This window comes from Spirosoma lituiforme, assembly GCF_054776635.1.
Window position 1 is genome coordinate 1000822 of sequence record NZ_BAAHBO010000001.1, and the last position, 25451, is coordinate 1026272.

Annotated in this window: 17 protein-coding genes; 7 read left to right on the plus strand and 10 right to left on the minus strand. The window is 52.0% G+C overall.

What is annotated here, in order from left to right; genetic code table 11:
• Positions 1–125: 125 nt before the first annotated feature.
• From ACYU87_RS04295 to ACYU87_RS04310, 4 genes are all read left to right on the plus strand, one after another.
• Positions 126–1655: a malate:quinone oxidoreductase gene (locus ACYU87_RS04295; protein WP_461132784.1), complete on the plus strand. Its 1530-nt coding sequence runs from the start codon at positions 126–128 to the stop codon at positions 1653–1655.
• A 418-nt stretch (positions 1656–2073) separates the two neighbouring features.
• Positions 2074–5769 carry a PA14 domain-containing protein gene (locus tag ACYU87_RS04300; RefSeq protein ID WP_461132785.1) on the plus strand — a complete coding sequence of 1232 codons (3696 nt, stop codon included), beginning with the start codon at positions 2074–2076 and terminating at the stop codon, positions 5767–5769.
• 133 nt (positions 5770–5902) lie between these two features.
• The gene (gene ggt, locus ACYU87_RS04305) at positions 5903–7600 is read left to right on the plus strand and encodes a gamma-glutamyltransferase (protein ID WP_461132786.1); all 1698 of its coding nucleotides are present in this window, start codon (positions 5903–5905) and stop codon (positions 7598–7600) included.
• A 159-nt stretch (positions 7601–7759) separates the two neighbouring features.
• Entirely contained in the window at positions 7760–8911 is a 1152-nt protein-coding gene (locus tag ACYU87_RS04310) for a hypothetical protein (protein WP_461132787.1), read from the plus strand.
• Positions 8912–9008: 97 nt separating this feature from the next.
• Here ACYU87_RS04310 and ACYU87_RS04315 read toward each other — a convergent pair whose 3' ends face one another.
• The 6 genes from ACYU87_RS04315 to ACYU87_RS04340 all read right to left on the minus strand — a co-directional run bounded on the left by ACYU87_RS04315 (position 9009) and on the right by ACYU87_RS04340 (position 17576).
• Complete coding sequence (locus ACYU87_RS04315) at positions 9009–10568, minus strand: DHA2 family efflux MFS transporter permease subunit (RefSeq protein WP_461132788.1); 1560 nt, start codon at positions 10566–10568, stop codon at positions 9009–9011.
• 100 nt (positions 10569–10668) lie between these two features.
• The gene (locus ACYU87_RS04320) at positions 10669–11778 is read right to left on the minus strand and encodes an HlyD family secretion protein (RefSeq protein WP_461132789.1); all 1110 of its coding nucleotides are present in this window, start codon (positions 11776–11778) and stop codon (positions 10669–10671) included.
• A 31-nt stretch (positions 11779–11809) separates the two neighbouring features.
• Positions 11810–13138, minus strand: coding sequence for a TolC family protein (locus ACYU87_RS04325; RefSeq protein ID WP_461132790.1), 1329 nt, complete (start codon positions 13136–13138; stop codon positions 11810–11812).
• A 1-nt stretch (position 13139) separates the two neighbouring features.
• Positions 13140–13571 (minus strand): MarR family winged helix-turn-helix transcriptional regulator, encoded by a 432-nt coding sequence (locus ACYU87_RS04330; protein ID WP_461132791.1) that lies wholly within the window; start codon positions 13569–13571, stop codon positions 13140–13142.
• A gap of 524 nt (positions 13572–14095) precedes the next feature.
• A complete protein-coding gene (gene ygiD / locus ACYU87_RS04335) occupies positions 14096–14977 on the minus strand; it encodes a 4,5-DOPA-extradiol-dioxygenase (RefSeq protein WP_461132792.1) in 882 nt (293 codons plus the stop codon).
• Between the two features lie 88 nt (positions 14978–15065).
• On the minus strand, positions 15066–17576 hold the full coding sequence (locus ACYU87_RS04340) for a phosphocholine-specific phospholipase C (RefSeq protein ID WP_461132793.1): 2511 nt from the start codon (positions 17574–17576) through the stop codon (positions 15066–15068).
• Between the two features lie 197 nt (positions 17577–17773).
• Here ACYU87_RS04340 and ACYU87_RS04345 point away from each other — a divergent pair, with 197 nt between their 5' ends.
• Together ACYU87_RS04345 and ACYU87_RS04350 are read left to right on the plus strand one after the other, a co-directional pair.
• A complete protein-coding gene (locus tag ACYU87_RS04345) occupies positions 17774–18196 on the plus strand; it encodes an EamA family transporter (RefSeq protein WP_461132794.1) in 423 nt (140 codons plus the stop codon).
• An 80-nt stretch (positions 18197–18276) separates the two neighbouring features.
• Complete coding sequence (locus ACYU87_RS04350; RefSeq protein ID WP_461132795.1) at positions 18277–20742, plus strand: helix-turn-helix domain-containing protein; 2466 nt, start codon at positions 18277–18279, stop codon at positions 20740–20742.
• A 123-nt stretch (positions 20743–20865) separates the two neighbouring features.
• On the opposite strand, the gene ACYU87_RS04355 is transcribed toward ACYU87_RS04350, so the two are convergent.
• The 4 genes from ACYU87_RS04355 to fabG form a co-directional block, all read right to left on the minus strand.
• The gene (locus tag ACYU87_RS04355; RefSeq protein ID WP_461132796.1) at positions 20866–21036 is read right to left on the minus strand and encodes a DUF6169 family protein; all 171 of its coding nucleotides are present in this window, start codon (positions 21034–21036) and stop codon (positions 20866–20868) included.
• A gap of 219 nt (positions 21037–21255) precedes the next feature.
• The gene (locus tag ACYU87_RS04360) at positions 21256–21426 is read right to left on the minus strand and encodes a hypothetical protein (RefSeq protein ID WP_461132797.1); all 171 of its coding nucleotides are present in this window, start codon (positions 21424–21426) and stop codon (positions 21256–21258) included.
• Between the two features lie 86 nt (positions 21427–21512).
• On the minus strand, positions 21513–23660 hold the full coding sequence (locus tag ACYU87_RS04365) for a VWA domain-containing protein (RefSeq protein WP_461132798.1): 2148 nt from the start codon (positions 23658–23660) through the stop codon (positions 21513–21515).
• Between the two features lie 74 nt (positions 23661–23734).
• Positions 23735–24481 (minus strand): 3-oxoacyl-[acyl-carrier-protein] reductase, encoded by a 747-nt coding sequence (gene fabG, locus ACYU87_RS04370; RefSeq protein WP_461132799.1) that lies wholly within the window; start codon positions 24479–24481, stop codon positions 23735–23737.
• Positions 24482–24602: 121 nt separating this feature from the next.
• Here fabG and ACYU87_RS04375 point away from each other — a divergent pair, with 121 nt between their 5' ends.
• The gene (locus ACYU87_RS04375; protein ID WP_461132800.1) at positions 24603–25355 is read left to right on the plus strand and encodes a phosphatidylinositol-specific phospholipase C/glycerophosphodiester phosphodiesterase family protein; all 753 of its coding nucleotides are present in this window, start codon (positions 24603–24605) and stop codon (positions 25353–25355) included.
• Positions 25356–25451 lie beyond the last annotated feature (96 nt).

Consider the following 25451-nt stretch of genomic DNA (forward strand, 5'->3'; position numbering starts at 1 on the left):
CAGAGAATAAAAAACGGATAAAACAAAGGTAAATCGGTGGTTTTGGAACATCCGGCCTGCCAACTTTGTAACTATAACAGGAATACATACCCGAATAGAATACATTTTAGCTGCCTATTTAAATCATGGCGAAACGTAGTAAAACAATACAAAAAGGTCCCGATGTAGTTCTGATTGGAGCTGGCATCATGAGTGCCACACTAGGTGTGTTGCTGAAAGAACTGCAACCCGACATCACAATCGACATCTATGAACGCCTGGACAGCGCGGCTGCCGAAAGTTCGGATGCCTGGAATAACGCCGGAACCGGTCACTCGGCTTTTTGCGAACTCAACTACACTCCCGAACAGGAAGATGGTTCGATTGACCCCTCCAAGGCCATAAAAATTGCCGAATCGTTCGAGCTGTCGAAGCAGTTCTGGGCTTTTCTCATTCAACGTGGGTTTCTGAATGACGCCCCCAATTTCATCCGGTCTATTCCGCACATGAGTTTTGTGTGGGGCAAAGACAACGTTTCGTATCTGCGCAAACGCTTTGAGGCACTCCAGCAGAATTACCTGTTTCATGGTATGCGCTATTCGGAAGACCCAGCTCAACTGGCCGAGTGGATGCCATTGGTGATGCAGGATCGAGACCCGGCGCAGGCGGTAGCGGCTACCCGTATGGACATCGGTACCGACGTCAACTTCGGCGCGCTGACCAGGGCTATGTTTCGCCGGTTGTACGATATGCCCGGCGTCCATGTTCATTTTGCTCACGACGTACGCGATTTATGGCGGTCTAAATCGATGGGGGGCTGGAAGCTTCGGGTGGAGAACGTGACAACCAACCAGGTTCGCGATATTCAGACCCAGTTTATATTTATCGGGGCGGGTGGTGGTTCGTTGCGGCTTCTCGAAAAATCGGACATTCCCGAAAGCCGGGGCTTCGGGGGGTTCCCGGTTAGCGGCCAGTGGCTGAAGTGCGTTAACCCCGAGGTTATTGAGCAACACCAGGCTAAAGTATACGGCAAAGCGTCTGTGGGTGCCCCCCCAATGTCAGTCCCTCACCTGGATACCCGCATGATTGACGGCAAGCGCGAACTTCTGTTTGGGCCTTACGCTGGCTTCTCGACCAAATTCCTGAAAAGTGGCTCGTACATGGACCTTCCTAAATCCATTCAGCTGAGCAACATGGCCCCTATGCTCATGGCCGGCCTTCATAACGTATCCCTGACAAAGTACCTGATTCAACAGGTATTGCAATCGCCCGAAGACCGGCTGAATGCTTTGCGGGAGTACTACCCGGATGCCAGGATGGACGACTGGGAGCTGGAAATTGCCGGTCAGCGGGTACAGGTTATCAAGAAAGACGACGAAGAAGGCGGTGTACTCGAATTTGGCACCGAAGTGGTTAGTGCAGCTGATGGCAGCATTGCGGCTTTGCTGGGTGCTTCCCCAGGCGCGTCGACAGCGGTATCGATCATGCTCGATTTGCTGAAGCGCTGCTTCCCCGAGCAACTGGCGACCGATACCTGGCAGCAAAAACTGAAAGAGATGATTCCAAGCTACGGCCAGGTACTGGCAAACAACCCTGCACTTGGGCAGGAACTTAGAAAGCAAACAAGCGAGGTACTGGGTCTTGGCATTTACGAGTATACTGCCAGTGAAAAATAAGTAGCCTTAGCTAATCAGCACAGTTCTGAACGGTACTCCATAACGTACCCGTTCAAACCAGCTAATCAGAGAAACCCCTTCCGGCGACAACCCGATTCAGGCTGTTGCAGGAAGGGGTTTCTTGCGTTTTGACAAGCCGGAATCGTTCGTATAACATTTTTTTAACGTGAAATTTTATAGCTGTATCAGCAAGATTTTATACTCGTTGGCAGCGAACGTTAATACTAAATAGTACAAAAGTTTACTAAAACTAATTTTTGATAACAAAATAGCTGTAAAGTACAATTTAATGAGGCAAGTCAAATTTAATCGGCCTAAAAATTGCAGATGTATAAGTGATATCATAGTTTTCTGACTAATTTCGGTAACTATATATTTACTAATATAAAAATTTGACTACCTTATTTCCGTACTTAACATGAAGAAAAATTTATCTCAACGAGTAGCGATGCTATTTCGTTGTGTTCCTGTTTGCTTATTGTCGGTCGGTAATCTATCCCCATCCATTGGGCAAACTACTTACTACGTAGCCAGTTCGGGCAACGATTCAAACACCGGACGCACCAGCGACTCGCCCTTTCAGACTATTTCAAAAGTTAACAGCCTGGCGCTGCAACCCGGCGATCAGGTGTTATTCCGGCGAAACGATACCTTCCGGGGCAGCCTTCAACTTCGACAGTCAGGTACGTCGACCAGTCCAATTGTGATTGATGCGTACGGCTCGGGCAACAAGCCGGTTTTATCCGGCGCGGTAGCGGTTGGTAACTGGACTAACGCAGGGAACAATGTATGGCAGGCCAATTGCCCAAGCTGCGGAGATCGGGTAACGGGTTTATACCGCGACAACACGCCCCTCCCACTCGGCCGCTACCCCAACCTCAGTGCAGCCAACAAAGGCTATCTGACGGTTCAGTCGCACAATGGAAAAACACAACTCACCAGCCAACAGGGGCTATCGACCAACTGGTCGGGTGCCGAAGCCGTTTTCCGGCCCGTGCAGTGGATACTGAACCGGGCAACCATCACCTCGCAGTCGGGCAACACCCTCACGCTGGTCTCTTCCGGCACTTACGACATTACCGATAACTGGGGTTATTTTATTCAGAACCACCGGTCTACCCTCGACCAGCGGGGCGAATGGTTTTACAACCCGGCGACTAAAACGATTTTCCTATACGATGATCAGACAAACCCCAACAGTCAGTCTGTAGCGGCCACGGTTTTTTCGGAAGGGACCAGTGTCTCGTCGGCCTCGTTCATAACGATTCGCAATCTGAAGATTACCCAGACACTGGCAACGGGTCTGCTAGCCACCAACAGTTCCAACCTGACGGTCAGCAACGTAGACATTACGCAATCGGGAGAAGATGCGTTGTGTATTCAGGGGGCCGGACAACAACTGTTACTGGAAAATAACCTGATTGAAGATGCCAACAACAATGGCGTTGTCATTGCGGCCTACCAGAATGTCACCTTCCGGGGTAACACCCTCCGGCGCGTTGGCCTGATTCCGGGGCTCGGGAAAAGTGGTGATGGCACGTATGTTGGCTTTCAGTCGGCCAGCACTGCCAACACATTGATCGAAAACAATGTCCTCGATAACATAGGCTACAACGCCCTTAATTTCTCGGCCAGTACCACCGTTCAGCGCAACCAGATTAGCAACTTTTGCCTGACCAAAAGCGATGGCAGCGGTCTGTACATCTGGAATGGTAATCAGCAGGCCATGAGCGGTATCCGCCTGATCTCGAATGTTGTTTTCAACGGCATTGGTGCTCCCGAAGGATCGCCCAACGGCACGTCTTCGGGCGCCCACGGCATTTACCTCGATGATTGTACGAAGAACATGGAGGTAACCAACAATACGGTGTACAACTGCCGGGGGCTGGGCTTCTTTCTGCACGGTTCGTCGGCAATTAATCTGTCGGGAAATACGGCTTACAACAACAGTGAGGGTCAGTTGGCCATTACAAGCGCGGACGGATGCCAGCCCCGTAACAATCAGATTCAGAATAACCTATTCGTGAGTCGATTGGCCAACCAGTTTACGGTGAAATACGAGTCGAATCAGAATGACCTGAGCAGCTACGGCCAGTTCGATTATAATGCCTACGGTCGTCCTTTTGAAGATACGTACAAGGTATTGGCCGTGTATAACCGAACGACCGGATCAAATCTTTCGCTGGCGCAGTGGCAAAGTCAGTATGGTAAAGACCAGAACACCGTTAACAGTCCGATCACCTATTCGTCGGGTAATCCAGACGATTACATCAAGGCCCTGGTCAATAGCTCAGCCAATCCAAGTCAGGTATCTCTGGATGGCACCTACCGCGACATGCGTAACCGCATTTACACAGGACAGGTAACGGTACCCGCCTTTTCGTCGTTGATTTTGCTGAAAGATATTGCCGCATCGATGCCATTACGCGATGCCGACAATCCAGCCAATGCCGTGACCGGACTAGATTATAGCTACTACGAAGGAAGCTGGAATAATCTCCCAACCTTTAGTACCCTGACCCCCGTTAAGACCGGGGTTATTAACACGCCCACCCTGGCAATCCGCAACCGGGATGATAATTTTGCGGCTCGCTACACGGGCTACGTAAGCATTCCAGCCGACGGCATCTACACATTCTACACCAATTCGGACGATGGCAGCAAACTGCTGATCGGCTCTACCGAAGTCGTCAACAACGATGGTGGGCACGTTGTCCAGGAACGCTCGGGGTCCATTGGTCTGAAGGCGGGTCTCCATGCATTGACCGTACTCTATTTCGAAGGTGGTGGCGACCAGGCACTAAGCGTCAGTTACAGCGGTCCTAACTTGGGCAAGCAGACCATTCCGGATGCCGCCTTCAAACGCGTAGCCCCGGTTCAGTCTTTACGAAATGCCGACAATCCGGCCAACACAACGGCTGGTCTGGATTACAGCTACTACGAAGGAAACTGGAATAACCTGCCCGACTTTACGACCCTTACCCCGACCAAAACGGGAACCAGCACAAACCTCAACCTGTCGGTCCGCAACCGCGACAACACTTACAGCATTCGGTACACGGGCTACATCAGCGTTCCAACCGACGGCATCTACACGTTCTACACCACCTCCGACGACGGCAGCAAGCTGTTGATCGGCTCTACCGAGGTCGTTAATAATGACGGTCTGCATGCCGAACAGGAGCGGTCGGGCACGATTGGTCTAAAGGCGGGTGTGCACGCCATCAGCATTCTTTTCCTGCAAGGCGGTGGCGGCCAAACCTTGATTGCCAGTTACAGCGGCCCCAATCTGGGCAAGCAGGCCATTCCGGATGCCGCCTTTCGGCGCGTGGGGTCGGCCCAACCTTCGGTTAGTACCAATCCCAATGGAAGTGGTACAGGCTTACGGGCGGCTTATTTCAACAACCAATATTTAAACGCGCCCAGTGTACTGACTCGTACCGACGCAACAATCGACTTCGATTGGGGAACAGGTTCGCCTGCTTCGGGCACGGTCAATATCGATAATTACTCTGTTCGGTGGACGGGTCAGGTTGAAGCGCCCGTTAGTGGCACCTATTATTTCAGCACCAACGCCGATGATGGAATTCGGCTGTGGGTCAACGGCATTCAGCTTATCAATGACTGGAACGCCCACCCGCCCGTCGTTAACAACGGCACATCCATAAACCTGACCGCCGGACAACGGTATGACATCCGCCTGGAATATTTTGAATACAATGGCGGGGCTTTGGCGAAACTGTGGTGGTCCTATCCGGGACAAACCCAGCAAACGGTTCCCCAGAGCCGGTTATATCCCGCTTCGACCGCCTACGCCGGTAGCCGGTTAGGTAATACAGACGAGTATAACGCAGTGGGTCCACTTGTAAAAAATGTGTATCCAATACCGGCGAAGCAGAGTTTATGGGTGCAGTATTATGCCGAAACGGCTGGCGAGGCCACTATCCAGTTAGTCAACTCAGCCGCTTTGCCCGTTCATCAGACAAACCACCAGGTTATACCGGGCGAAAACCTGATCAATGTAGCGGTGGATCAGCTAAACAGGGGCAGTTATGTTTTGACACTCACCCAAAATCAGCAGCGGCATAGTCGTAAAGTGATCCTGACGGAATAAGTTTTGGCGGGATTCCCGCAAAAAGCCGTGGCCGGTTGCAACTGCCCGGTAAATGTTTAACTCCTTTTGTATCTTGTGCCATGGTGTCGTCATCGTGGCACAAGTCTTTTCAGGCCAATCGCATAACCTATTCATGATCAGAACGATACTCACCCTCATCTGCTGGATTTCCCTATTACCGCTGGCGCATGCCCAGGATCGGCTCAGCGGAAAATCATTCGCGACCCGTGCGGTTGTAATGGCTCGTCACGGCATGGCCTGTACCTCCCACCCGCTCTCGACCCAGGCCGCCATCGACGTGCTTCGATCGGGCGGTAACGCCATTGATGCCGCCATTGCCGCCAATGCGATGGAGGGTCTGGTAGAGCCCCACGTCAACGGCATCGGGGGCGACCTGTTCGCTATTGTTTGGGATGCCAAAACGAAAAAGCTTTATGGCCTGAATGCCTCCGGCCGGTCACCCTACACGCTCACCTTGGCCGAATTGCAGAAACGGGGGCTCAAACACATTCCGTCCGATGGGCCGCTGCCGGTATCGGTACCGGGCTGCGTGGATGGGTGGTTCGAACTGCACAGGCGTTTCGGGAAAGCATCCATGACCAGCATTCTGTCACACGCGATCCGGTACGCCCGCGAAGGCTATCCTGTTCACGATGAAGCCGCCTTTTACTGGCCGTCCATGATTGCCCGATTCGGTAACTACCCGAATGTGAAAGAAACCTACGCCCCCGCCGGAACGGCGCCCAAACGCGGGGAGCTTTTCCGAAATCCAGCCCTGGCCACAACCCTGGAAAAAATCGCCAAAGGTGGCCGGGATGCCTTCTACAAAGGCGATATTGCCCAAACGATTGATGCGTTCATGAAGAAAATGGGCGGCTACCTGAGCGCCAAAGATCTGGCGGATCATACCTCCGAATGGGTTGAACCCGTTTCGACCAACTACCGGGGTTACGACGTGTGGGAACTCCCCCCCAACAGCCAGGGTATTGCCGCGCTTCAGATGCTGAACCTGCTGGAAGGGTACGATTTTTCGCAAATACCCTGGGGTAGTCCCGAGCACATTCACCGGTTTATCGAAGCTAAAAAACTAGCGTTCGAAGACCGCGCCAAGTATTACGCCGATCCGGCTTTTGCTAAAATCCCCGTGCAGGAACTCATCGGCAAACGCTACGCTGCCGAACGACGTAAACTCATTGACCTGAACCGGGCAGCCAGCCGGGTAGAAGCCGGCAACCCGGCGCTGAAACAAGGCGATACGATCTATTTGACCGTAGCCGACGAAGACGGAAATATGGTTTCGCTGATCCAAAGCAATTACCGGGGCTTTGGCTCAGGAATGGTCCCCGATGGACTAGGCTTTATGCTTCAGGACCGGGGCGAATTGTACAGCCTGACTGACGGCCAGAACAACACCTTTGCCCCGCATAAACGCCCTTTCCAGACCATCATTCCGGCCTTTATTACCAAAGATGGACAACCCTTTATGAGCTTTGGCGTCATGGGTGGCAGCTTTCAGCCACTTGGCCATGTGCAGATCGTGATGAACATGATCGACTTCGGTATGAACCCGCAGGAAGCTGGCGACGCGCCCCGTATTGATCACCAAGGATCGTCGGAACCAACGGGCGAGAAAATGGTAGACTCGGGACAAATCACCCTGGAGTCGGGCTACCCCTACGAAACCATCCGCGACCTGATGCGCAAAGGGCATAAAATCGGGTATGGCCTTGGTGGCTACGGTGGTTATCAGGCCATCATGTATGACGCCAAAAACAAAGTTTACCACGGCGCAACCGAATCCAGGAAGGACGGGCAGGCGGCCGGTTATTGATAGGCAACAGCCGCTTATCACCAACGACGATAGTATGACTACCGTGTGTTCGAAAAAGTTACCTACTAATTTAAAATCCGTTAATTTCAGGTTACACTTACTAGCGTTCCAATCAAACGATTAACCTTACTCATTCTTTCTCTATAATTCTTTAGATTTATGGAATCTCCCAGTCGCGCTCCACTGTCAGGTAGAGCCAGTAATATGACAACCAAAGTGGGTACTGCGCTGACAGTTGCCTCGCGTCCAGCGCCGAGTGCAGCTCAGCGAACGGCTGCTTCGGTATCGGATGGGTACTGGGCTGCTAAGAAAGTGTTCTCCGACGGGCGGGAAAGAAGGTACTGGAAAGGTGGGGGCACACGAACTCAGGGATGGTATGGTATAGGCATAACCGGTAGTTGGGATGATGACACCGCTCCCGCTCCATACCTCGGAGATGGTCCCTTGAATGAACACGAAGCCGGGGTTGAACTGATGTCAAGGGTGGAGACGACATCCTCTGGCAGTCGGCTGGCTGTCGTGCAGGAAACAGAAGAGTCCTGGGAAGAGGTACATACGAGAGCGCGCACTAAGCGACGGCCTCCTGTACGTATTAGTATGCCCGCTGAAATGAGCATGGACGTTTGCACCAAGTTACTCGATTGGTGCGAAAAAGTTGATGAACTTATTAAACTATATGATGCGAATGAGAAAGATGTGGCTAAGTGGCGAAACACACTGGCTGCATTAAGTGGCGCTCAGATAGCCTTAGGTCTGATAGGCGGTGGGTTAATGATTGCCGGCATTGTAGCCACGGGTGGGCTTGCCGCCATTCCAATGACTGCGGGTGCCATCGCCATTGCCGCAACCTCAGCGGCCGCGGGCGTAGGGGTGGGTGCTGCACGATCAGTAGCGGAAGTAGGACTGGAAAACGCACAACGCGGAGAAGGGCAACATGGCAAAGCGGTCGTAGGGGGAACGGAGCTATTAAAAGGAGCTGGTGGCGTAGGCGGTAAAGAGGCCCTGACAAGAGGACTTGCGGCCGCTACACAGGCAGGAGCGGCATCAGCCGTTGGCGCTGCGGCAGGTGGCGGAGGGGTCGCTATTTCCTTAGTAAAGGGGGGTATGGGTGTACATAAAGCGTACAAAGTTGATGTTGGATCCATGAGAAATGAAATTCACTGGAACAAGGCGCTAAAAAACTTGGACTCTGCAGAAAAATTTGTGGCAAAGAACACGACCAGACTCGATCCCGGTTTTGTAATCCTGTTAAAACTTAAGATACAAGATACTAAAGCCAAGGTAGCCCAAATAGCCCAGACAAGGGTGTAACAGCTTACTATTGACACTACTGTGCGCATAGCACGAAGGCCGGGATGCTATGTCCCGGCCTTCGTGCTATACGAAACAAACTAGATTCGTTACCCGCCTACTCCATCACCATTTCGGTATGGGCGGGGGCTTCGATTTTCTTACCGATGAAGAGTAGCAGCAACGGTACACAAATCAGGAAGAAACCACCGATCACCAGAAACGCATCGGCATAGGTCATGACCAGGGCCTGTTTTATCACGGCACCCTGCATAACCCCGTACGCTTTACTGGTAGCGGCCATCAAGGCATCCCCTTTCGACAGGAACAGGCCGGTGTACTGCCGGATACGATCAACCGATAGCGGGTTATATATTGAAACGTTGTCGCCCAACCGCGATGCGTGAAACATGGTGCGCGTTGAGATGTAGGTCGTCATGATGGCGGTTCCGAACGTACCGCCCAATTGCCGGATCATACCCGTCAGGGCCGACCCCTGCGGAATCTCGATGTTTTTCAGATCGGCCAGGGTAACAGTCGTCAGCGGGATAAAAATCAGGCCCATACCAATACCCCGGATGATGAGCGGCCAGAAGAAATAATCCGGACCAGCCGCCAGACTAATGGCCGATAAATCGAAGCAGAAGCCAAAGAACAGCAGGAAGCCGATACCCGCGTACCAAACGGGAGAAATGTAATTCTTACTCATCAGCCCGCCCACAACCGGCATCATCAACCCCGTAGCGATGGAACCCGGCATAAGCAATAACCCCGTCTGGCTGGCGGTGAAGCCCAGAATGGTCTGACAGAAAACCGGAATAATAAAGACCGACGCAAACAGACCAAATCCCAGAATAAAGTTGAACAGGGTACCCACGGCAAACCGGCGCTGAAGCAATAAACGCAAGTCCAGAATCGGAATTTTGACTGCCAGTTGCCGCCAGATAAACCCAATCAGACCGACACCAGCGGCAAGAGACATACCAACGATAAAGCTGGAATCGAACCAGTCTTTTTCTTCGCCTTTTTCCAGAATAATCTGTAGACCACCAATACCCATAATGAGCAGGATCAGTGCCAGCCAGTCCATCTTACCCGCTATCATTTTTTCGGCGGGTTCCTTGATATACGTGTACGTCAGGAAAGTAGCCAGAATACCGAACGGGATGTTGATGTAGAATACCCAGTTCCACGACAGGTTGTCGGTGATGAACCCACCAAGCGTAGGGCCGATGGATGGGCCAATGATTACACCCAGCCCGAAGATAGAATTGGCAATACCCAGATCCTCTTTCGGAAACGTCTGAATCAGGATAGACTGGGCCGTCGTTAACAGCCCACCACCCCCAATGCCCTGAACAACCCTGAAGAAAACAAGCTCCCAGACGTTGGTGGATGTACCACAGAATACCGATGCGATGGTGAACAGAATAATCGACGCAGCGAAGTAATTCCGGCGACCCAGTTTGGCCGTTAGCCAGCCCGACATCGTAATCATGACCGCACTGGCGGCTGCGTATCCCGTAACAACCCAGCTAATATCACCCAGCGATGCACCCAGGTTACCCATCATCTGGTTCAGGGTAACGTTAACGATGGATGAGTCGATGGTTTGCAGCAGGGCGGCCGTAGTCACCGTTATGACGACGATCCATTTATCAAAACCTAACTTTTTCATGAGTTTACGGTTTGGGGTATTTGGTTTGGGGTATTCGGTTAGCGGCCGCGCCAGTTGCTTTCGCGTCAGCCAACCGTAAACCCCAAACCAAATACCGGTTCTACTTCTGCAAATCCACCGCTACGGTTGCGCTCATGCCGGGACGAAGTTTGGCATAGAGCGGGCCGTTTTTATCCAGCTCGATCCGAACCGGAATCCGTTGCACCACTTTTACGTAGTTACCCGTTGCATTATCGGGGGGCAGGAGCGTGAACTTAGCGCCCGTAGCACCGGCAAATGATCCGACATGGCCGATCAGCTTTTCGCCTTCGAACGCGTCCACATCAATCTCGACCGTCTGGCCGGTCTGCATCTGTTTCAACTGCGTTTCTTTGAAGTTAGCCGTTACCCACAGGCTCGAATTACCAACGATTGAACACAACGCCTGACCAGCCTGCACCAGCTGACCTACTTGTACGGCCCGCTTCGACACGACACCGGCAATGGGTGCCTTCACAACGGTATACGACAGTTGAAGTTTAGCTAAATCCAGGTCTGACTGGCGCTGTTTGATGGCCGCCTGGGCCACCGAAATCTGCCCCTCCGTTGCCCGGCGCTGCGAATTGGTAACCCCCGTTTGCGTGCCGGCAGCCGCTACCTGGGCCTGCGCTGTCTGTAATTGAGCCTGGGCCGCCTGAACCTGCGCCTGTGCGGCATCCCGTTCGGCCTGTACAGCATCGAACTGTTGTTGCGGAACCGTTTTTTCGGCCAGTAATCGGCTGTACCGCTCAAAATCTTGATTGGCTTTCCGGGCGCGCGCCTGAGCCGCCGTTACGTTAGCCTGGGCCGTAGCTACCTGATTACGAGCGGTCAGGACACTTGCCTGCGAACTTTGGATGGTAGCCGATGCCACGTTAACCTGCGAGCGCGAAACGCCCGCCGAAGCCATAGCACTTTGCAAAGCCGCTTCGGCCTGCGCCACCCGAATTTTATAATCGGCATCGTCCAGAACGATCAGCGTATCGCCTTCCTTAACAAACTGGTTGTCTTTGAACCGGATGGCTTTCACATAGCCGCCCGCTTTGGGGATGACCGGGTTTACATCCCCGTCTATCTGAGCGTCGTCGGTTGTTTCATGACGTTGCAGGTAGCGGAACTCGCTGTACCCGAAAAAGAGAGCAATGGCCAGGACAATGACGCCCCCTACGCGGAATAAAGTTTTCTTGTTCATGATTATGTCGTTCGTCGGAACGTGAGATTAATTAAAGATTGTGACCCGTGGCTTTTAGCAGCCGTTGGTACGCCAGCTGGGCATCCACGGTGGCATTGATGACATTGAGTTGCGCCTGAAGCAGAAAGCTATCGGCCTCCAGCAGGTCCGTAGAACCAACCAGCCCGTTCCGAAAGCGGGATTCGGTCAGGCGGTAATTTTCCTGCGCCTGCCCAACCGCCGTGCGAATCACATGTTGCTGCTCCAGCGCCAATTGGTAATTGTTGTAAGCCGTTACAACTTCCGATCGAATCTGATCGGTTTGCTGCTGGCCCTGTATGGTAGCCTGATCGATGGCGGTTTTAGCCGAATTCAGTTTGCCTTTCATGTTGTACAGCGAACCGATGTTGTAGCTCAACCCAGCTCCTACATTCCAGGCGCTTATGAAGGAACTGCCTTCGGGAATAAGCCGCGCCGTTGGGTTGATGTAGTTGTACCCCGCCGATACGCCCAGGTGAGGGTACATCACACTTTTGGTATTGCGTAGCATAGCCTCGGCGGATTGTACCCGCAGGGCATTCGCCTGCACCTCCGGACGACTCTGTAAGGCCTGCCCCAGGAAATTGCTCAGGGGCTCGGCGGTAACAACCGGATTGGCCAAGGTTGTGTCGACGGTTATAACCTGGTCGTCGGGCAGGCCGATGAGCAGACCGAAATTGTACAGAGCCGTTTGTCGGGCTTTCTCGACCTGCAGGCGACTGAGCTGTAAGTTGTTCCGCTGCAACTGAATTTTCAGGACCTCGTTCGCCGTAACAACCCCTTCTTTCTGCAAATTCTGGGCTTCCCGCTCCCGTTCATCGAACTGCCGTATGTTCTGATCAATCACGCTCGTTGACCGAATCAGCTTAACGATATTATAGTAAGCATCCGTAACGGTGTAAACCAGTTCGGAACGGTTACGCTGCGCATCCAGATGACTGGCCTTGGCCAGCAAACTGGCCGACAGTTCGGCTGTTTTCTCCGCGAAGCCGCCGAATATTTCCTTGCTGATGGTAGCGCCCCCAATGGTGGCGTTGAACGCCCCTGCCGGAATAGACGCCAGCGCTTTCCCATCACTCCCCTGCCCGAACGCAAAAGGCCCGGTCAGGCTATAGCGTGAGTACGCCAATGATGCATTTGCCTGGGGCAGACTACGATCTTTCGCTTCCTGCGAGCGGGCTTCGGCCGCCAGCGAGCGCGAATCGGCCAGTTTAATTGCCTTGTTGTTTTGTAAGGCACGCTGAACGGCCTGATCCAGCGGCATAGCAGCGGGTGTTGGCTGGGCGGTTGTCCAGCCCAGACTCAGCACCCACAAGCCTGCCCCGATTACGTACTTTTTCATTTTACCGGTTTCTAATTTTCTCAAGTAGTGTGTTCATTGTGCGTACTTCCTCGTCGGTCAGATGGCTCACGATCGACTCAAAATTTTTAAACTCGACGGCTACCGCTTCCACAAACTGGTAGGACTCTTCGGTCAGTCGCAAATTCACTCGCCGACGATTCTGCGGATCGACCTCACGAACAATCAGATTTTTCGCGACCAATCGGTCCGTCAGCCGGGTCATATCGGAGTTTATGTCCGTCATCTTCTCCTTCAACTCACCCGCAGTCAAACTATCAGGATACACTTCTGAAAGACGGCGTAAGGTGATGTACTGTTGAACCGACAGATCGAACGGAGCTAGCTTTTGTCCAAAATAATTGAAGATGTAGCTATCCGTTTGATGCAGATTTTTGATCAGTCGATGGTATTCGTTAACAACTAGCTTTTCCATGTCTGTTAGGTGCGTCAAAGGTATAACCGATATTCGTTTAAACAAATTTCGTTTAAACGATGAAAATAGTATAGCTGTTACCTCCTTCAAATCGCTTTGGGTCACTTCCCTTTTTTTAATACAATATTTTCTATTTATTAAAATAATACAATACGTATTGTCGCCCAATTGACGAATCCAAACTGGTTTTTCAGCCGTTCTAAGCTGTATTTTTTAATGGTATTTTAACCAAGGATTTGTTGAGATGGGTATCTTGGTTGACTGATTACATCAAAGCTGTCTAAGCTGTGAAAATTGAATCATGGTCAACGCGTTTCTGTCGTTCCAACGCCGGAGGCATTTTGGAATAGTAGTCAGGCATTAGTTTTACACGAAGATGCCTCCGGCGTCGGAACGACAGAAACACGATTGCGTTAATAATCTGATGATGCTAAGCTCTACACAACAAACGCGTCAACGGATTCCGTTGACGCGTTTGTTATCAGTGGCATTAACCAGTTAAAAATACTTGACTATCAATGAGTTCAGGCGTTGGCAATTTTCACCGAAGTCATGGTTAGTGACCCGGCGACAGCTTTGTCGTTGAAGAACGAAACCGCGTCACGCTTTCCCTGAAGCCCCAGGGTATACAGTAGTGGCAGATAATGCTCCGGCGTTGGAATAGCCAAACGGGCTTCGGGGCCTAACCGATCATAGGCAATCAGGGGCGCATGGTCGCCATTCAGGATTAGTCTCTTGAACGTATCATTCATGTGAATGGCCCAGTCATGGCCAAAGGCGGCATTGAAGTCACGGGAGGGCGGCAGAGCAATCATGCGCAGGTTGTGCACCATATTGCCACTCCCCAGAATCAAAACCCCCTTCCGACGCAGCGACGCTAACTCCTTAGCCAGATCATAATGGTACTGCCCACCCTTGGTGTAATCGATGCTCAATTGCAGGACGGGTATATTGGCCTCCGGATACATCTGGCGGACAACGCTCCAGGTTCCGTGATCGAGACCCCAGTCGTGGTCCATTCCAACAACCGTAGAATGAACCAGCCCGGCGGTTTCTCTGGCTAATTCAGGGCTGCCCTTCGCGGGGTACTGCACGTCGAATAGAGCCTGCGGAAATCCACCGAAGTCGTGGATCGTTTTTGGTGATTCCATCGCCGTAATGTGGGTACCCCGGCTTAGCCAGTGGGCCGAAATAACCAGAACGGCCTTTGGTACAGGAATTTCATCCGCCAGTTTTTTCCAGTATTGACTAAATTCATTGGTTTCAATGCCATTCATGGGCGACCCATGACCCACGAACAAAACGGGCATTTCCGGTCCCTGTTCAGGGAGTGAACTTGTAAACTGGTTAAAGCTGGCTACCAATGGCGTTCCTATCATGGTGGTTAAAAAGTCTTTACGGTTCATTGTTTCCCGGTATTGACTCTAAAATGGAATCCGCCGATGATAGGTTCCTATCAAGCTGGCCATCTGATATACCTAGTTTCGTCTTGACTTATACTTTACTGATTCTACCCATGAAGGGATCGCTGAAACCCGCTTTACCGGTTTCCACCCGACCGGCGTATCGCTGCTCGAACAACTCAAAACCCGCTATCTTTACACTGAAATCGTACCAGTTGTGGCTGTTTTTCAGATCGAGTACTACGGCTCGCTGCGCTCCGGTTGTCCCCGCTTTTTCCAGCGATACCAGCTGCTTTTTCGATTGATAGGCGTTGTCTGTCAATTGAATGGTGTACGCCCGAGCCGAATCTACATTCTTCAGCTTTACCCGTACATTGCCCGTTAATTTTTTCCGGGAATCCTGCTCGTATTCGCACAATACCTGAATGGCCGGATAATCGGGACCAGTCGTAAATGCACGATAAAAGCCGTTCGGCCCCTGTACGCGCAGGTGAACCGGCTGATCGATTGGCCAGGAATCCCGCAATTCGTCGCCGGCCGAAACGGTATACGATCGAATGGTTACGTCGTCATTCTGTCGGTGCTGAACCTGAAAAGGAGCGCCAAGCGCCTGTTTGCCGAACGCATCGGTTCTGGCCGCTAGGGTCATTATAAATTGGTTCTCCGTTACCTGGCCATCTACGTACAGTTCATACGGTAACGCGCACGACGGACGGATGCCTTCTTCCTGATGCGGCAGATAAGGGGATGCCGCCGGGTTGCTGGCACATTGCTGCATATCCTGTTCCGAAAGACGCCTGTAGTTGGCAGGAACGTCCCTGAACTGGGCTTTGTGTATGCCTTCGATAAACGTTTTTTTCTCCAGCGACTTGGGCAATTTGATGGTTTCGCCATTGTAGGGCCGGAACACCGACGAGAGGTCACCGCATATTGTGCGTCGCCAGGAGCCAATGTTCGATTCCTGAATGTCCCTGCCTTTTTTATGGCTTAAAAACTTCTCCAGAAACTGGAGCGTCGAGGTATGGTCGAATAGCTCCGAATTTATGTAGCCACCCCGGCTCCAGGGCGATACAACGACCAGGGGCACGCGAAATCCGAGTCCGATTGGACCGGTTCGGCCCGGATGTTTGCGCTGGCTTTCCTGCTCCTGCGTCACAAATTCAAGCCGGGTATCAATGCCTTTACTCGTCAAACCTGTTTCGGGCTGGTCCGGGTGCGCAGGAACAAACGGGGGCACATGGTCAAAATAGCCGTCGTTTTCGTCATAGGCCAGAATGAAAATCGTTTTTTTCCAGACGTCCGGGTTTTGGGTCAGCATGTCCAGCATCTCCGAAATGTACCAGGCCCCATACCAGGGCGCAGAAGGGTGGTCGGAGAAGTTCTCGGGCGCCACAACCCAGGATACCGTCGGCAGTGCGTTGTTCTTCACATCGTCCCGAAACTGGTGCAGCACATCCCCTTTCGGCACCTGAACCTGCCGCCGGGTCGGGCCGTCGTCGTACGTCAGCGTCTCTAGTTCGTGGTAGTGAACGTCGCGTACATTGGTCGTGAACGCTTTCTGATGGAGATTCTTTGCCCGGTCCGGTAGCTGGTTGAACTTCTCCGGCGTGTAAGCGACCAGATCGGACTGTACCATTTTCAGCCACTGCTGCTGATGCGCCAGTTCCCGTTTCACAGCCGCCTGTTCTTTATCGCTCTCACCAAGGCCTTTCAGTTTGGCTTCCAGGGCCTGTATCCGGCCGGGAATTGCTTTTTCTTCCTGCTGAATGTGCCGGTAATAAGCCGGGTGATAGCGAACCTGGTACTGCGAAAACCATTCGATGGGGTTATCGGTGAAGTTACTCAGCCAGCCGTCGGCCTCCCCTGCCAGCCCCGTTGGCAAACTAATTTCATTCTGGTAGATTTTCCAGGAAACCCCGTTTTCTTCCAGCCGCTCAGGAAACGTCGTCCAGCCAACCTCCGAGCCATAATCCACATTTTCGTTGCGGACATTGGCGATCGCTTTCGGGTCGCGGGGGTCCCGCAGCGTACCTGTCCAGAAAAACAGGCGATTGGGGGTAGTGCCCGTCAATGAGGAGCAGAAGTTTTGGTCGCAAACCGTAAATGCGTCAGCCAGTGCATAATAGAAGGGCAAATCGTCGCGGTTGTAGTAGCCCAGCGTAAGGGGCATATTAGCGTACTCCTTGTTACCCGACTTTTTGGCATCCAGCCATTTGTCATGCTTGCCCCCATGGAAAGCATCGACCTGGTTCTCCCAGGAGTGGGGCAGCGAACTCATCCAGGTCGCTTTCGTATCGTGCATGTTCAGCCGAAAAGGCGCGTATGTTTCGCCGGCCGCATTGGTCTGCAACCAGACTTTATGGTTACCGGGCAAGTCGATGGCTCGGGGGTCGTTGAATCCGCGCACGCCCTGCAACATGCCGTAGGTATGATCGAAGGAACGATTTTCCTGCATCAGAATCACGACGTGCTCGGCATCCAGGTAGCTCGTTCCCGGCTGAGGATCAATAGCAAAAGCCTTTTGAATCGACTCGGGCACGATACCCGAGAGGCTTGTTGACAACAACGCAGCTTTTTTTATAAAGTCTCTTCTGGAATCCATATGCGCAACGGTTAGCCGGGAAAACTCGCTCTGATGTATAACCCAAAAATAAGCCAGACATAATCAAAAAACTTTTCTACCGGATTATTAAATCATTTTGTTTCACTTGGCGCTTTACACACTGTACACGCGTCATCCTCTTAGTTGGGTCTTGGTTTTCCTCGAACCACGATCCATAAACCGCAACCCCAACTCCCATGTGGATTCTCTTTGCTTTACTGGCTGCTCTGTCGGCGGCCGTTGTTGTTACGCTGTCAAAAGCCGGTGTTAAACACGTCGATTCGAGTCTGGCCTTCGCTATTCAGTCAGTCCTGATCCTGATCGTGTCCTGGAGTGTGGTTATCGCGCAGGGGAACTTGCCGGATGTCTCCCGGATCGAGCGCCGGGTCTGGATCTACCTGATCATCGCAGGTGTCGTTACCTGCCTCTCATCACTCCTGTCGTTTCGGGCGTTGAAACTGGGGAATGCCTCTCAGGTATCGCCGATTACCAACGTATCGCTGCTCTTTTCGGTTATTCTGGCGGCCGTTTTCCTCAAGGAAAAAGTAAGCTGGCAAGTCGTTATGGGCGCTCTTTTGATGGCTGCCGGGGCCATTGTTATCGCCACAACCAGGGAATAATTTCCCCCGGCTGAATGACATTGACGGCAGGAACACGTCTAGAAATGGAGTATATTTGTCTACTATCTTCTGCGCGTTCTATGACCGTTACCGTAAACGAAAAGCTTGATCTTGCCAACAATTTTGTTCTGCATACCAATCAAAATATATTTCTGACCGGGAAAGCCGGAACGGGCAAAACAACCTTCCTTCAGCAGATTAAACAACTGAGTGCAAAACGCCTTGCGGTTGTCGCACCCACTGGTGTAGCCGCCATAAACGCGGGGGGCGTTACCATTCATTCGCTCTTTCAGCTACCGTTTGGCCCTCTGGTGCCGGGTGCAACGCAACGCGAAGGCAAGAAATTCAACAAGGAGAAAATCAACCTGTTGCGCACGCTGGATCTGCTGGTAATCGACGAGATCAGTATGGTCAGGAGCGATGTACTGGACGGTATCGATGAAGTACTCCGGCAGTATCGTACCAGTTCGGCTCCCTTCGGAGGGGTTCAGCTATTGCTGATCGGCGATATGCAACAGTTGCCGCCGGTCATCAAAGACGAGGACTGGGCACTCTTGCGGCCCTATTACGATACGGGCTATTTTTTCGGCAGCAAAGCGCTGCGGCAAACATCCTACGTACCCATTGAGCTAACGCACATTTATCGGCAGTCCGACGAGCGCTTCATTAGCCTTCTTAACAGCATCCGCGAGAAAACCGTGACCAGGGCGCAACTGGACAACCTGAACCAGCGGTACATTCCTGACTTTTCCCCAAAAGACGATGAGGGTTACATTACCTTATCAACGCACAACTCGGCAGCCCAGCAAATCAATAGTCAGAAATTGCTGGCGCTGAAAGCCAAATCCCGCCATTTCACCGCTACCGTAGACGGTGATTTCCCGGCCCATACGTACCCGACCGACGCCAGCCTCGAACTGAAAGTGGGCGCTCAGGTGATGTTCATCAAAAATGACATTAGCCGGGACAAACTCTATTACAACGGCAAAATCGGCCGGATTACCGACATGGACGATTCGGCCATTTACGTAAAGAGCCATCAGGGCGGGGAAGATATTGTCGTATACCCCGCCGACTGGACGAATATTAAGTATACCCTGGATCCGGTTACGAAGGAAATCAAAAGTGAGCCGATCGGCACATTCAGGCAGTTTCCGCTTAAGCTGGCCTGGGCGATTACGGTTCACAAAAGCCAGGGACTTACCTTCGAAAAAGCGATTCTCGATGTATCGTCGGCCTTTGCGCATGGGCAGGTATACGTGGCCCTTAGCCGCTGCAAAACCCTGGATGGGCTGGTACTCCGCTCCCCGATTCCGGCGCATAGTATCAAAACCGAACTGGAACTGGAAGACTTTCACGAGCATGTTCAGCAGCAAACACCCAACGAACAGCATCTTCATCAGGCAAAACTTACCAATCAGCAGCACCTGCTCCGCGAACTGTTCTCGTTTGAACGCACGACCTCCCTCCTGTATCGGTGTCGGCGGGTGGTGAATGAACACGCCAGCAGTTTAGACGCAGAAGGCGTCCCCATTCTGACGCAATTGACGGATTTGGTTCGGGAGCGGGTTAGCGATGTATCGGGGCGTTTTCAGCAGCAGCTACCCAGTTACTTCGCCAGCGAAAACCTACCCGAGCATAACCCGGCTCTTCAGGAGCGGGTCAGCAAGGCAGGTACCTATTTCCAGACGTTGCTGGGTTCTGAGTTACTCCCACTCCTGCACCGTTTCCCAACCGACTGCGACAATAAGAAAGTGCGCGATCTGCTGCTGGAAGTGCTGGATGAGCTAGAGAAGGAGCTGTTCAGCAAGCTGCGGAGTTTTGAGAGTTGTAAAGAAGGCTTCAATGCCTTGAATTACCTGCAGGCACGTAACCGGGCCGAACTGGATTTTCAGCCGGAACGCAAAAAGCACGAGCCACAGGTTACCGAAGCAGCGAGTGCAGATGGGCCGCCACGGGGTGGTTTATACGGTGCCCTGATGAAATGGCGAAACGATATGGCAGGCGAACACAATACCTCCGGCTTTATGGTGTTGCCCCAAAAAACCATCGTCGAACTGGCTCGTCTCCGTCCAACGAACCAGGCCGAACTGCTCGCCATTAAAGGCTTTGGCAAAACTAAAGTGAAGCAGATTGGCGAAGATATTCTGCGGATTATTCGCGAAACGCCCACGGGTCGGGCTTCCAGCCCGGCTGCGCCGAAAGTAAAAACGCCAAAACCACCCAAAGAACCCAAGGAGATGTCGCCCGCCATCACCTATGCGCTCTTCCGATCCGGCAAAGGAGTCGATGAGATTGCCACCGAACGCGGGTTGGCCGTCTCGACCATCGAAAGCCATTTACTGCCGTACGTTAAGACGGGTGAGTTGGCCATTAACGCGCTTCTTCCGCCTAAAAAAGTAGCCAGCATTCGATCTTACCTCGAACAGTACCCATCCGAACCCCTCAGCACCATCCGGCAGGGCTTGGGGAATGACGTATCCTTCAGTGACATCCGGTTTGTGCAGTATGCCATGCGGGCAGAATTGGGCGAAGCGGGGGCGTGAAAGAGAGGGTATGAGTAACAGACGGTATAGTTACTTCTCCTTGTTCATATCCAGGTATAAATTCTGAATAAGACTGACGAGCTCCCCAACGTGCGAATTTCTGGCATCCAGAATAATTGACAGTTAAATTAACTCCTCCTCGCCGTCAGCAGATTTTGTATCGAACTTGAGTATGTACGGTAGAACATTTCCGTAAAACCAGCTTGTAAATTTCCGGGCGCGTGCCTTCTGGCGACCATCTGAGCTATCACAGATGAAAACAATTACCTGGTCTTTATGACCGAAAGAAATCAAAAAAGATGGACCGGATAGTTGGTTCTGTCAGCGGATCTGCAGGAATACGTTTCCCGAGGGGGTTGTCGGCCACAGCAATCACCATTTCATAAGCATCGACGGTCGACAGACCCTTCAAATATGTAGCTGGAGGGTACGAATTTAATCTCGTAGCCAATCTCATCGACAGTTGTGAAAGCATAGATATGATACTCTCCACCAACGAACTCAAATTTGTAGCTATTTCTTAACTCGTTGTCCGGCATTTTCCTTTCGCAGGTTTTCAAAAACAGCCCGGTATTCAGGGTCTGTCTGGTAACGCTCCCGCGCTTCTCGCTGCACTTGTTCCTTTACGTCCACAAGTTTGCGAATCTTCTCGCGGGCCGTCATGGGTTTGGTTGGCGTTCCCATTGTAGTAATTGATTTTGGACGGCTGTGTACGAATAAAGTGTCAGTCAGGAAACAACTCTTTGGGGCAAATTTACTCTTCTCGCTCATCAATACCCGCCGTAGAACTTCCGTAGGCCCCACTCGATCGAAATCAGGGTTAGGATAACGAAGAATAGCCAGCGCCAGTTGATAAGCTCGTTCATTTCCTCAGTACTGGTCAGGCGCGCGGGGTGCGGACGATTGGTCAGTATCCGAACGAGTTCATCCGTTTGATTGACCGCATAGAATTGACCACCGGTCTGTTTGGCAAGCTGGCGAAGCAGCCCGTGGTCGGCGGTTGTGTTGAGCGCTTCGAGTTGCAGATCCCGCACGACAAACTGCCCGGCTGACTGCTCTGCTTTATTATTAGTCGTTACACTGGCTTTGAACCGATACGCGCCTTCTGGCAGACGGCTGATTTCAAAGCGGCTGTTTGCCTCGGTCGGCGTGTAGTTATACGAACGGGTCAGCCCTTTCTCGTCGCTGATCTCCAGCCGGACGGATTTGTCGTACAGACGCTCATAAATGTCGTTGTACAGCTCCGTCTCGAAAATAACTTTTTCGCCCGATACGAACTCATTCCGAATTGGGTAGACGCGCAGCTTACGGCGATCTTCTTTCACGGAAATGAGTTGAATTACTTTCTGCATCAACTCATCGACGACCTCCTGCTTATCGGTCAGCGCGTATTCTTCCAGCCGCCAGGCCCACAGACCCTCGCCCGCCAGTACGGCCGTTTTGCGCGGACTGGTTACGTTCAGCGCCAGTAGCGGTTTGGCTGTCCGGACGCTGCCAACCTGCTGCCACAGTACGACTTCGCTACCCGCCTGCAACCTGAATTCGCCGTAGGGAACCGACATAGGCGGCAATTTAGCTAAAATCGAAAGCCGTTCCGGATCAAGATTAAGTTGTTTAAAAGCCGGATTAAATACGCCCGTCACTTTATCGCTCTGGTTCGGTTGTGCGTTCACCTGCATCACCGGATTCGATGTATTGAACGGGCCCAGCGACGATTGGTTGCCAAGTACGAACAGCACGGGGGTATTTTTGGCGAGGTACTTCTGAAGCAGTGCATTACCGACTCCCCCATTGTCGGGAATCTGGTGCAGAATGATCAGATCATAGGTCTTGTCCGCCGATGCGGTGGCTTCGGCTGGCGTTCCGGTCAGGATACGCACATCGAGTTCGTAGTTCTGATTTTTCTCCAGAATATTCCGCAATGCTTTTACATCCGGGTGCGGAGTCAGGGCCAGCAGGAGCACTTTCTCTTTTCCATCAATAACATCCAGGTACACATCCTGCCGGTTGTTACGCGTACTGAACTCACCGGGTTGCGGTAGTACTTCCACTACGTAATGCTGAACCCCTTTCTGGGCAGCTGTCGTCTGGAACGTCAGTTGGTTGAACGAACTGCCTTGTTCCCCCGTTTTTCCCGAGAAATTAATTGCCTGACGACCTAATTCTTTGCCGTTCTGCCGTAGTACCACGGTAGCACTGCGTCCCTGATAACCGTTACTGACCACTTCGGCCTTAACCGGAAACTGATTACCCAGGTACGCAATCCGGTTGGCAATAATGCCTTTCAGTTGAATATCCTTCTTGGGAATGGTGTCGCCAAGGCCAATGGTCTGCAACGCAAACGGATACTGCCCGAACGTCGGGGAAAGTCCCTGATTAAAAATACCATCCGACACCAGCACCACATCGGTCAGATTACGCCCCTCGTAATCCGATCGGATGCCCGACAGCAGGCCTGACAAATCGGTTGTGCGCTGGGTGAATGGAATCTGCGTAAGATCGGACTTGCCGTCCTCATTCGTCAAAACAGAATCGCCAAACGTCCGAATGGACACATCCAACCCCTTCTCGGTCAATTGCTGTTGCAGCGTCTGCAAACTGGCCAATGCCCTGGTAAGCGCCGGTCGACCCGAAGCCGCTACCGACTCGGAGTTGTCGATAGCCAGCACGACTTTGGGTTTCTCGGTGAGCGTACGCAGACTACGGATCAGCGGATTCAGCAAGAGGAAGGCCAGAAAACTGACAACGACAAAACGCAGGGCTGCCAGCCCGTAAGTCGTTCGTTTATCGAATCCGCCACTGGCCGTTCCACTACCTGCCAAACGGGGCAGCGGCTGATACATCGCAAACGCATAGACTGCCCCCACGAGCAGGCACACCAGAATCCACCAGGGAGACGATTGGAAAATGAAATTCATTACGTTGGAAGAGTAAGAATCGAGGAGTAAGGAGAAAGCACAGTAGGGCACGTCTTTCTCCTCACTCCTGACGCCTAGGTTAGCATTCCTCCGTCCACTTGCAGCACCTGACCGGTGATGTAGCGGGAGAGGTCGGAAGCCAGGAAGACAGCGCAGTCAGCGATTTCTTCGGGTTGGCCGCCACGTTTCATTGGGATCTGCTGTTTCCATTCGTCCAGTGCTTTCTCATTAATCTCACCGGTCATTTCCGTCTCGATGAAGCCGGGCGCAATGGCATTGGAACGGATATTCCGGGACCCTAATTCGAGGGCAACGGACTTTGTAAACCCAATAATACCGGCTTTCGATGCGGCATAATTGGCCTGGCCTGCGTTACCCCGAATGCCTACAACCGATGTCAGGTTAATGATGGAGCCCGACTTTGCTTTCATCATGGACTTGATGGCCGCTTTAGTAAGGTTAAAGACCGACTTTAGATTAACGTTAATTACGGTGTCCCATTGTTCTTCGGTCATGCGCATTAAAAGGCCATCTTTGGTAATACCGGCATTGTTGATGAGCACATCGAGTTTACCGAAGTCGGCCAGAACTTGGGTAATCAGTTCATCGGCCGCTTTGTGATCCGATGCATCGGAGCGGTACCCTTTTACCTGCCCGCCAAACGCCCGAAGTTCTTCTTCCAGGGCCTGTCCTTTTTCGACACTCGACAAGTAGGTGAAGGCAACGCTGGCACCTTCCTGAGCAAATTTTTGAGCAATAGCCCGACCAATTCCGCGCGACGCACCTGTGATCAGAGCAACTTTTCCTTTCAGTAAATCCATTATAAAGGGTAATAATTAATAGAAGACGAAATTAGTAGTTTGGCCTGAAAGGACAAGGTACGCATAGGTTTTGGTTTCGTGGATAAGCTGCGTTACTTTGTCAAAAATCAAGTGTTCCACCATGCGCCCTTATCTGCTTCTGTTATTCCTTCTGCTATCGTCGGTATCCGTTACGGTAGCACAGAAAATTTTTGCTCATAACGATTACGCAAAAACACGCCCGTTCGTTGATGCCTACGATCAGCGAGCCGACTTCATTGAAGCCGATGTGTGGCTACAGAATGGTAACCTGGTAGTCTCCCACGAAAAGCCGACCGGCCCGTTACCAACGCTCGATTCTCTGTATCTGCAGCCCATCGTTCGTTTGTTTCAGCAGTACAAAGATCGACCCAGTTCAGACCGCGATTACACATTTTCGCTGGTTATTGACATAAAAGAAAATCCAGCTGAAGTGATACCAAAACTTCTAACGATGTTGCAGGCGAATCTGATTTGCTTTAACCGAATGGCCAATGCGAAAGCCGTACAGGTAATTATTAGTGGAAGTCGCCCCCGAATTGATACCTTCCTCGACTACCCATTACTCCAGTTCGATGGGCGACCCAGTGAAGTATACGACCAGGAGACGCTTCAACGCGTGGCGCTGATCAGTGATAATTTCCAGTCGTACTCGCGCTGGGATGGCACGGGCGATCTATCCAACGAAGACCGGGACAAACTCAAGCGCGTTGTTAAACGAGCCCACAACGACAATAAACCGTTTCGTTTCTGGGCGACACCCGACACGCCCAACAGTTGGAAACAGCTGCGAAAACTAGGCGTTGATATCATCAACACCGATAAAATTAGCGAGGCTGTCGGCGCAATCCGCTAAGGATGCGTTCTCGGATGAGGCAGGTTATCAGGGTTCAACAGTAAACCTTTTTGCTTCTTTACTTATAGGTTTACCTGCATGCAGTAACTTCCTAAA

What these genes read in the sequence shown, in the direction of transcription:
- ACYU87_RS04295 (WP_461132784.1), top strand. Translation starts at nt 126, where the DNA reads ATGGCGAAACGTAGTAAAACAATACAAAAAGGTCCCGATGTAGTTCTG.
- ACYU87_RS04300 (WP_461132785.1), top strand. Translation starts at nt 2,074, where the DNA reads ATGAAGAAAAATTTATCTCAACGAGTAGCGATGCTATTTCGTTGTGTT.
- ggt (WP_461132786.1), top strand. Translation starts at nt 5,903, where the DNA reads ATGATCAGAACGATACTCACCCTCATCTGCTGGATTTCCCTATTACCG.
- ACYU87_RS04310 (WP_461132787.1), top strand. Translation starts at nt 7,760, where the DNA reads ATGGAATCTCCCAGTCGCGCTCCACTGTCAGGTAGAGCCAGTAATATG.
- ACYU87_RS04315 (WP_461132788.1), bottom strand. Translation starts at nt 10,568, where the DNA reads ATGAAAAAGTTAGGTTTTGATAAATGGATCGTCGTCATAACGGTGACT.
- ACYU87_RS04320 (WP_461132789.1), bottom strand. Translation starts at nt 11,778, where the DNA reads ATGAACAAGAAAACTTTATTCCGCGTAGGGGGCGTCATTGTCCTGGCC.
- ACYU87_RS04325 (WP_461132790.1), bottom strand. Translation starts at nt 13,138, where the DNA reads ATGAAAAAGTACGTAATCGGGGCAGGCTTGTGGGTGCTGAGTCTGGGC.
- ACYU87_RS04330 (WP_461132791.1), bottom strand. Translation starts at nt 13,571, where the DNA reads ATGGAAAAGCTAGTTGTTAACGAATACCATCGACTGATCAAAAATCTG.
- ygiD (WP_461132792.1), bottom strand. Translation starts at nt 14,977, where the DNA reads ATGAACCGTAAAGACTTTTTAACCACCATGATAGGAACGCCATTGGTA.
- ACYU87_RS04340 (WP_461132793.1), bottom strand. Translation starts at nt 17,576, where the DNA reads ATGGATTCCAGAAGAGACTTTATAAAAAAAGCTGCGTTGTTGTCAACA.
- ACYU87_RS04345 (WP_461132794.1), top strand. Translation starts at nt 17,774, where the DNA reads ATGTGGATTCTCTTTGCTTTACTGGCTGCTCTGTCGGCGGCCGTTGTT.
- ACYU87_RS04350 (WP_461132795.1), top strand. Translation starts at nt 18,277, where the DNA reads ATGACCGTTACCGTAAACGAAAAGCTTGATCTTGCCAACAATTTTGTT.
- ACYU87_RS04360 (WP_461132797.1), bottom strand. Translation starts at nt 21,426, where the DNA reads ATGGGAACGCCAACCAAACCCATGACGGCCCGCGAGAAGATTCGCAAA.
- ACYU87_RS04365 (WP_461132798.1), bottom strand. Translation starts at nt 23,660, where the DNA reads ATGAATTTCATTTTCCAATCGTCTCCCTGGTGGATTCTGGTGTGCCTG.
- fabG (WP_461132799.1), bottom strand. Translation starts at nt 24,481, where the DNA reads ATGGATTTACTGAAAGGAAAAGTTGCTCTGATCACAGGTGCGTCGCGC.
- ACYU87_RS04375 (WP_461132800.1), top strand. Translation starts at nt 24,603, where the DNA reads ATGCGCCCTTATCTGCTTCTGTTATTCCTTCTGCTATCGTCGGTATCC.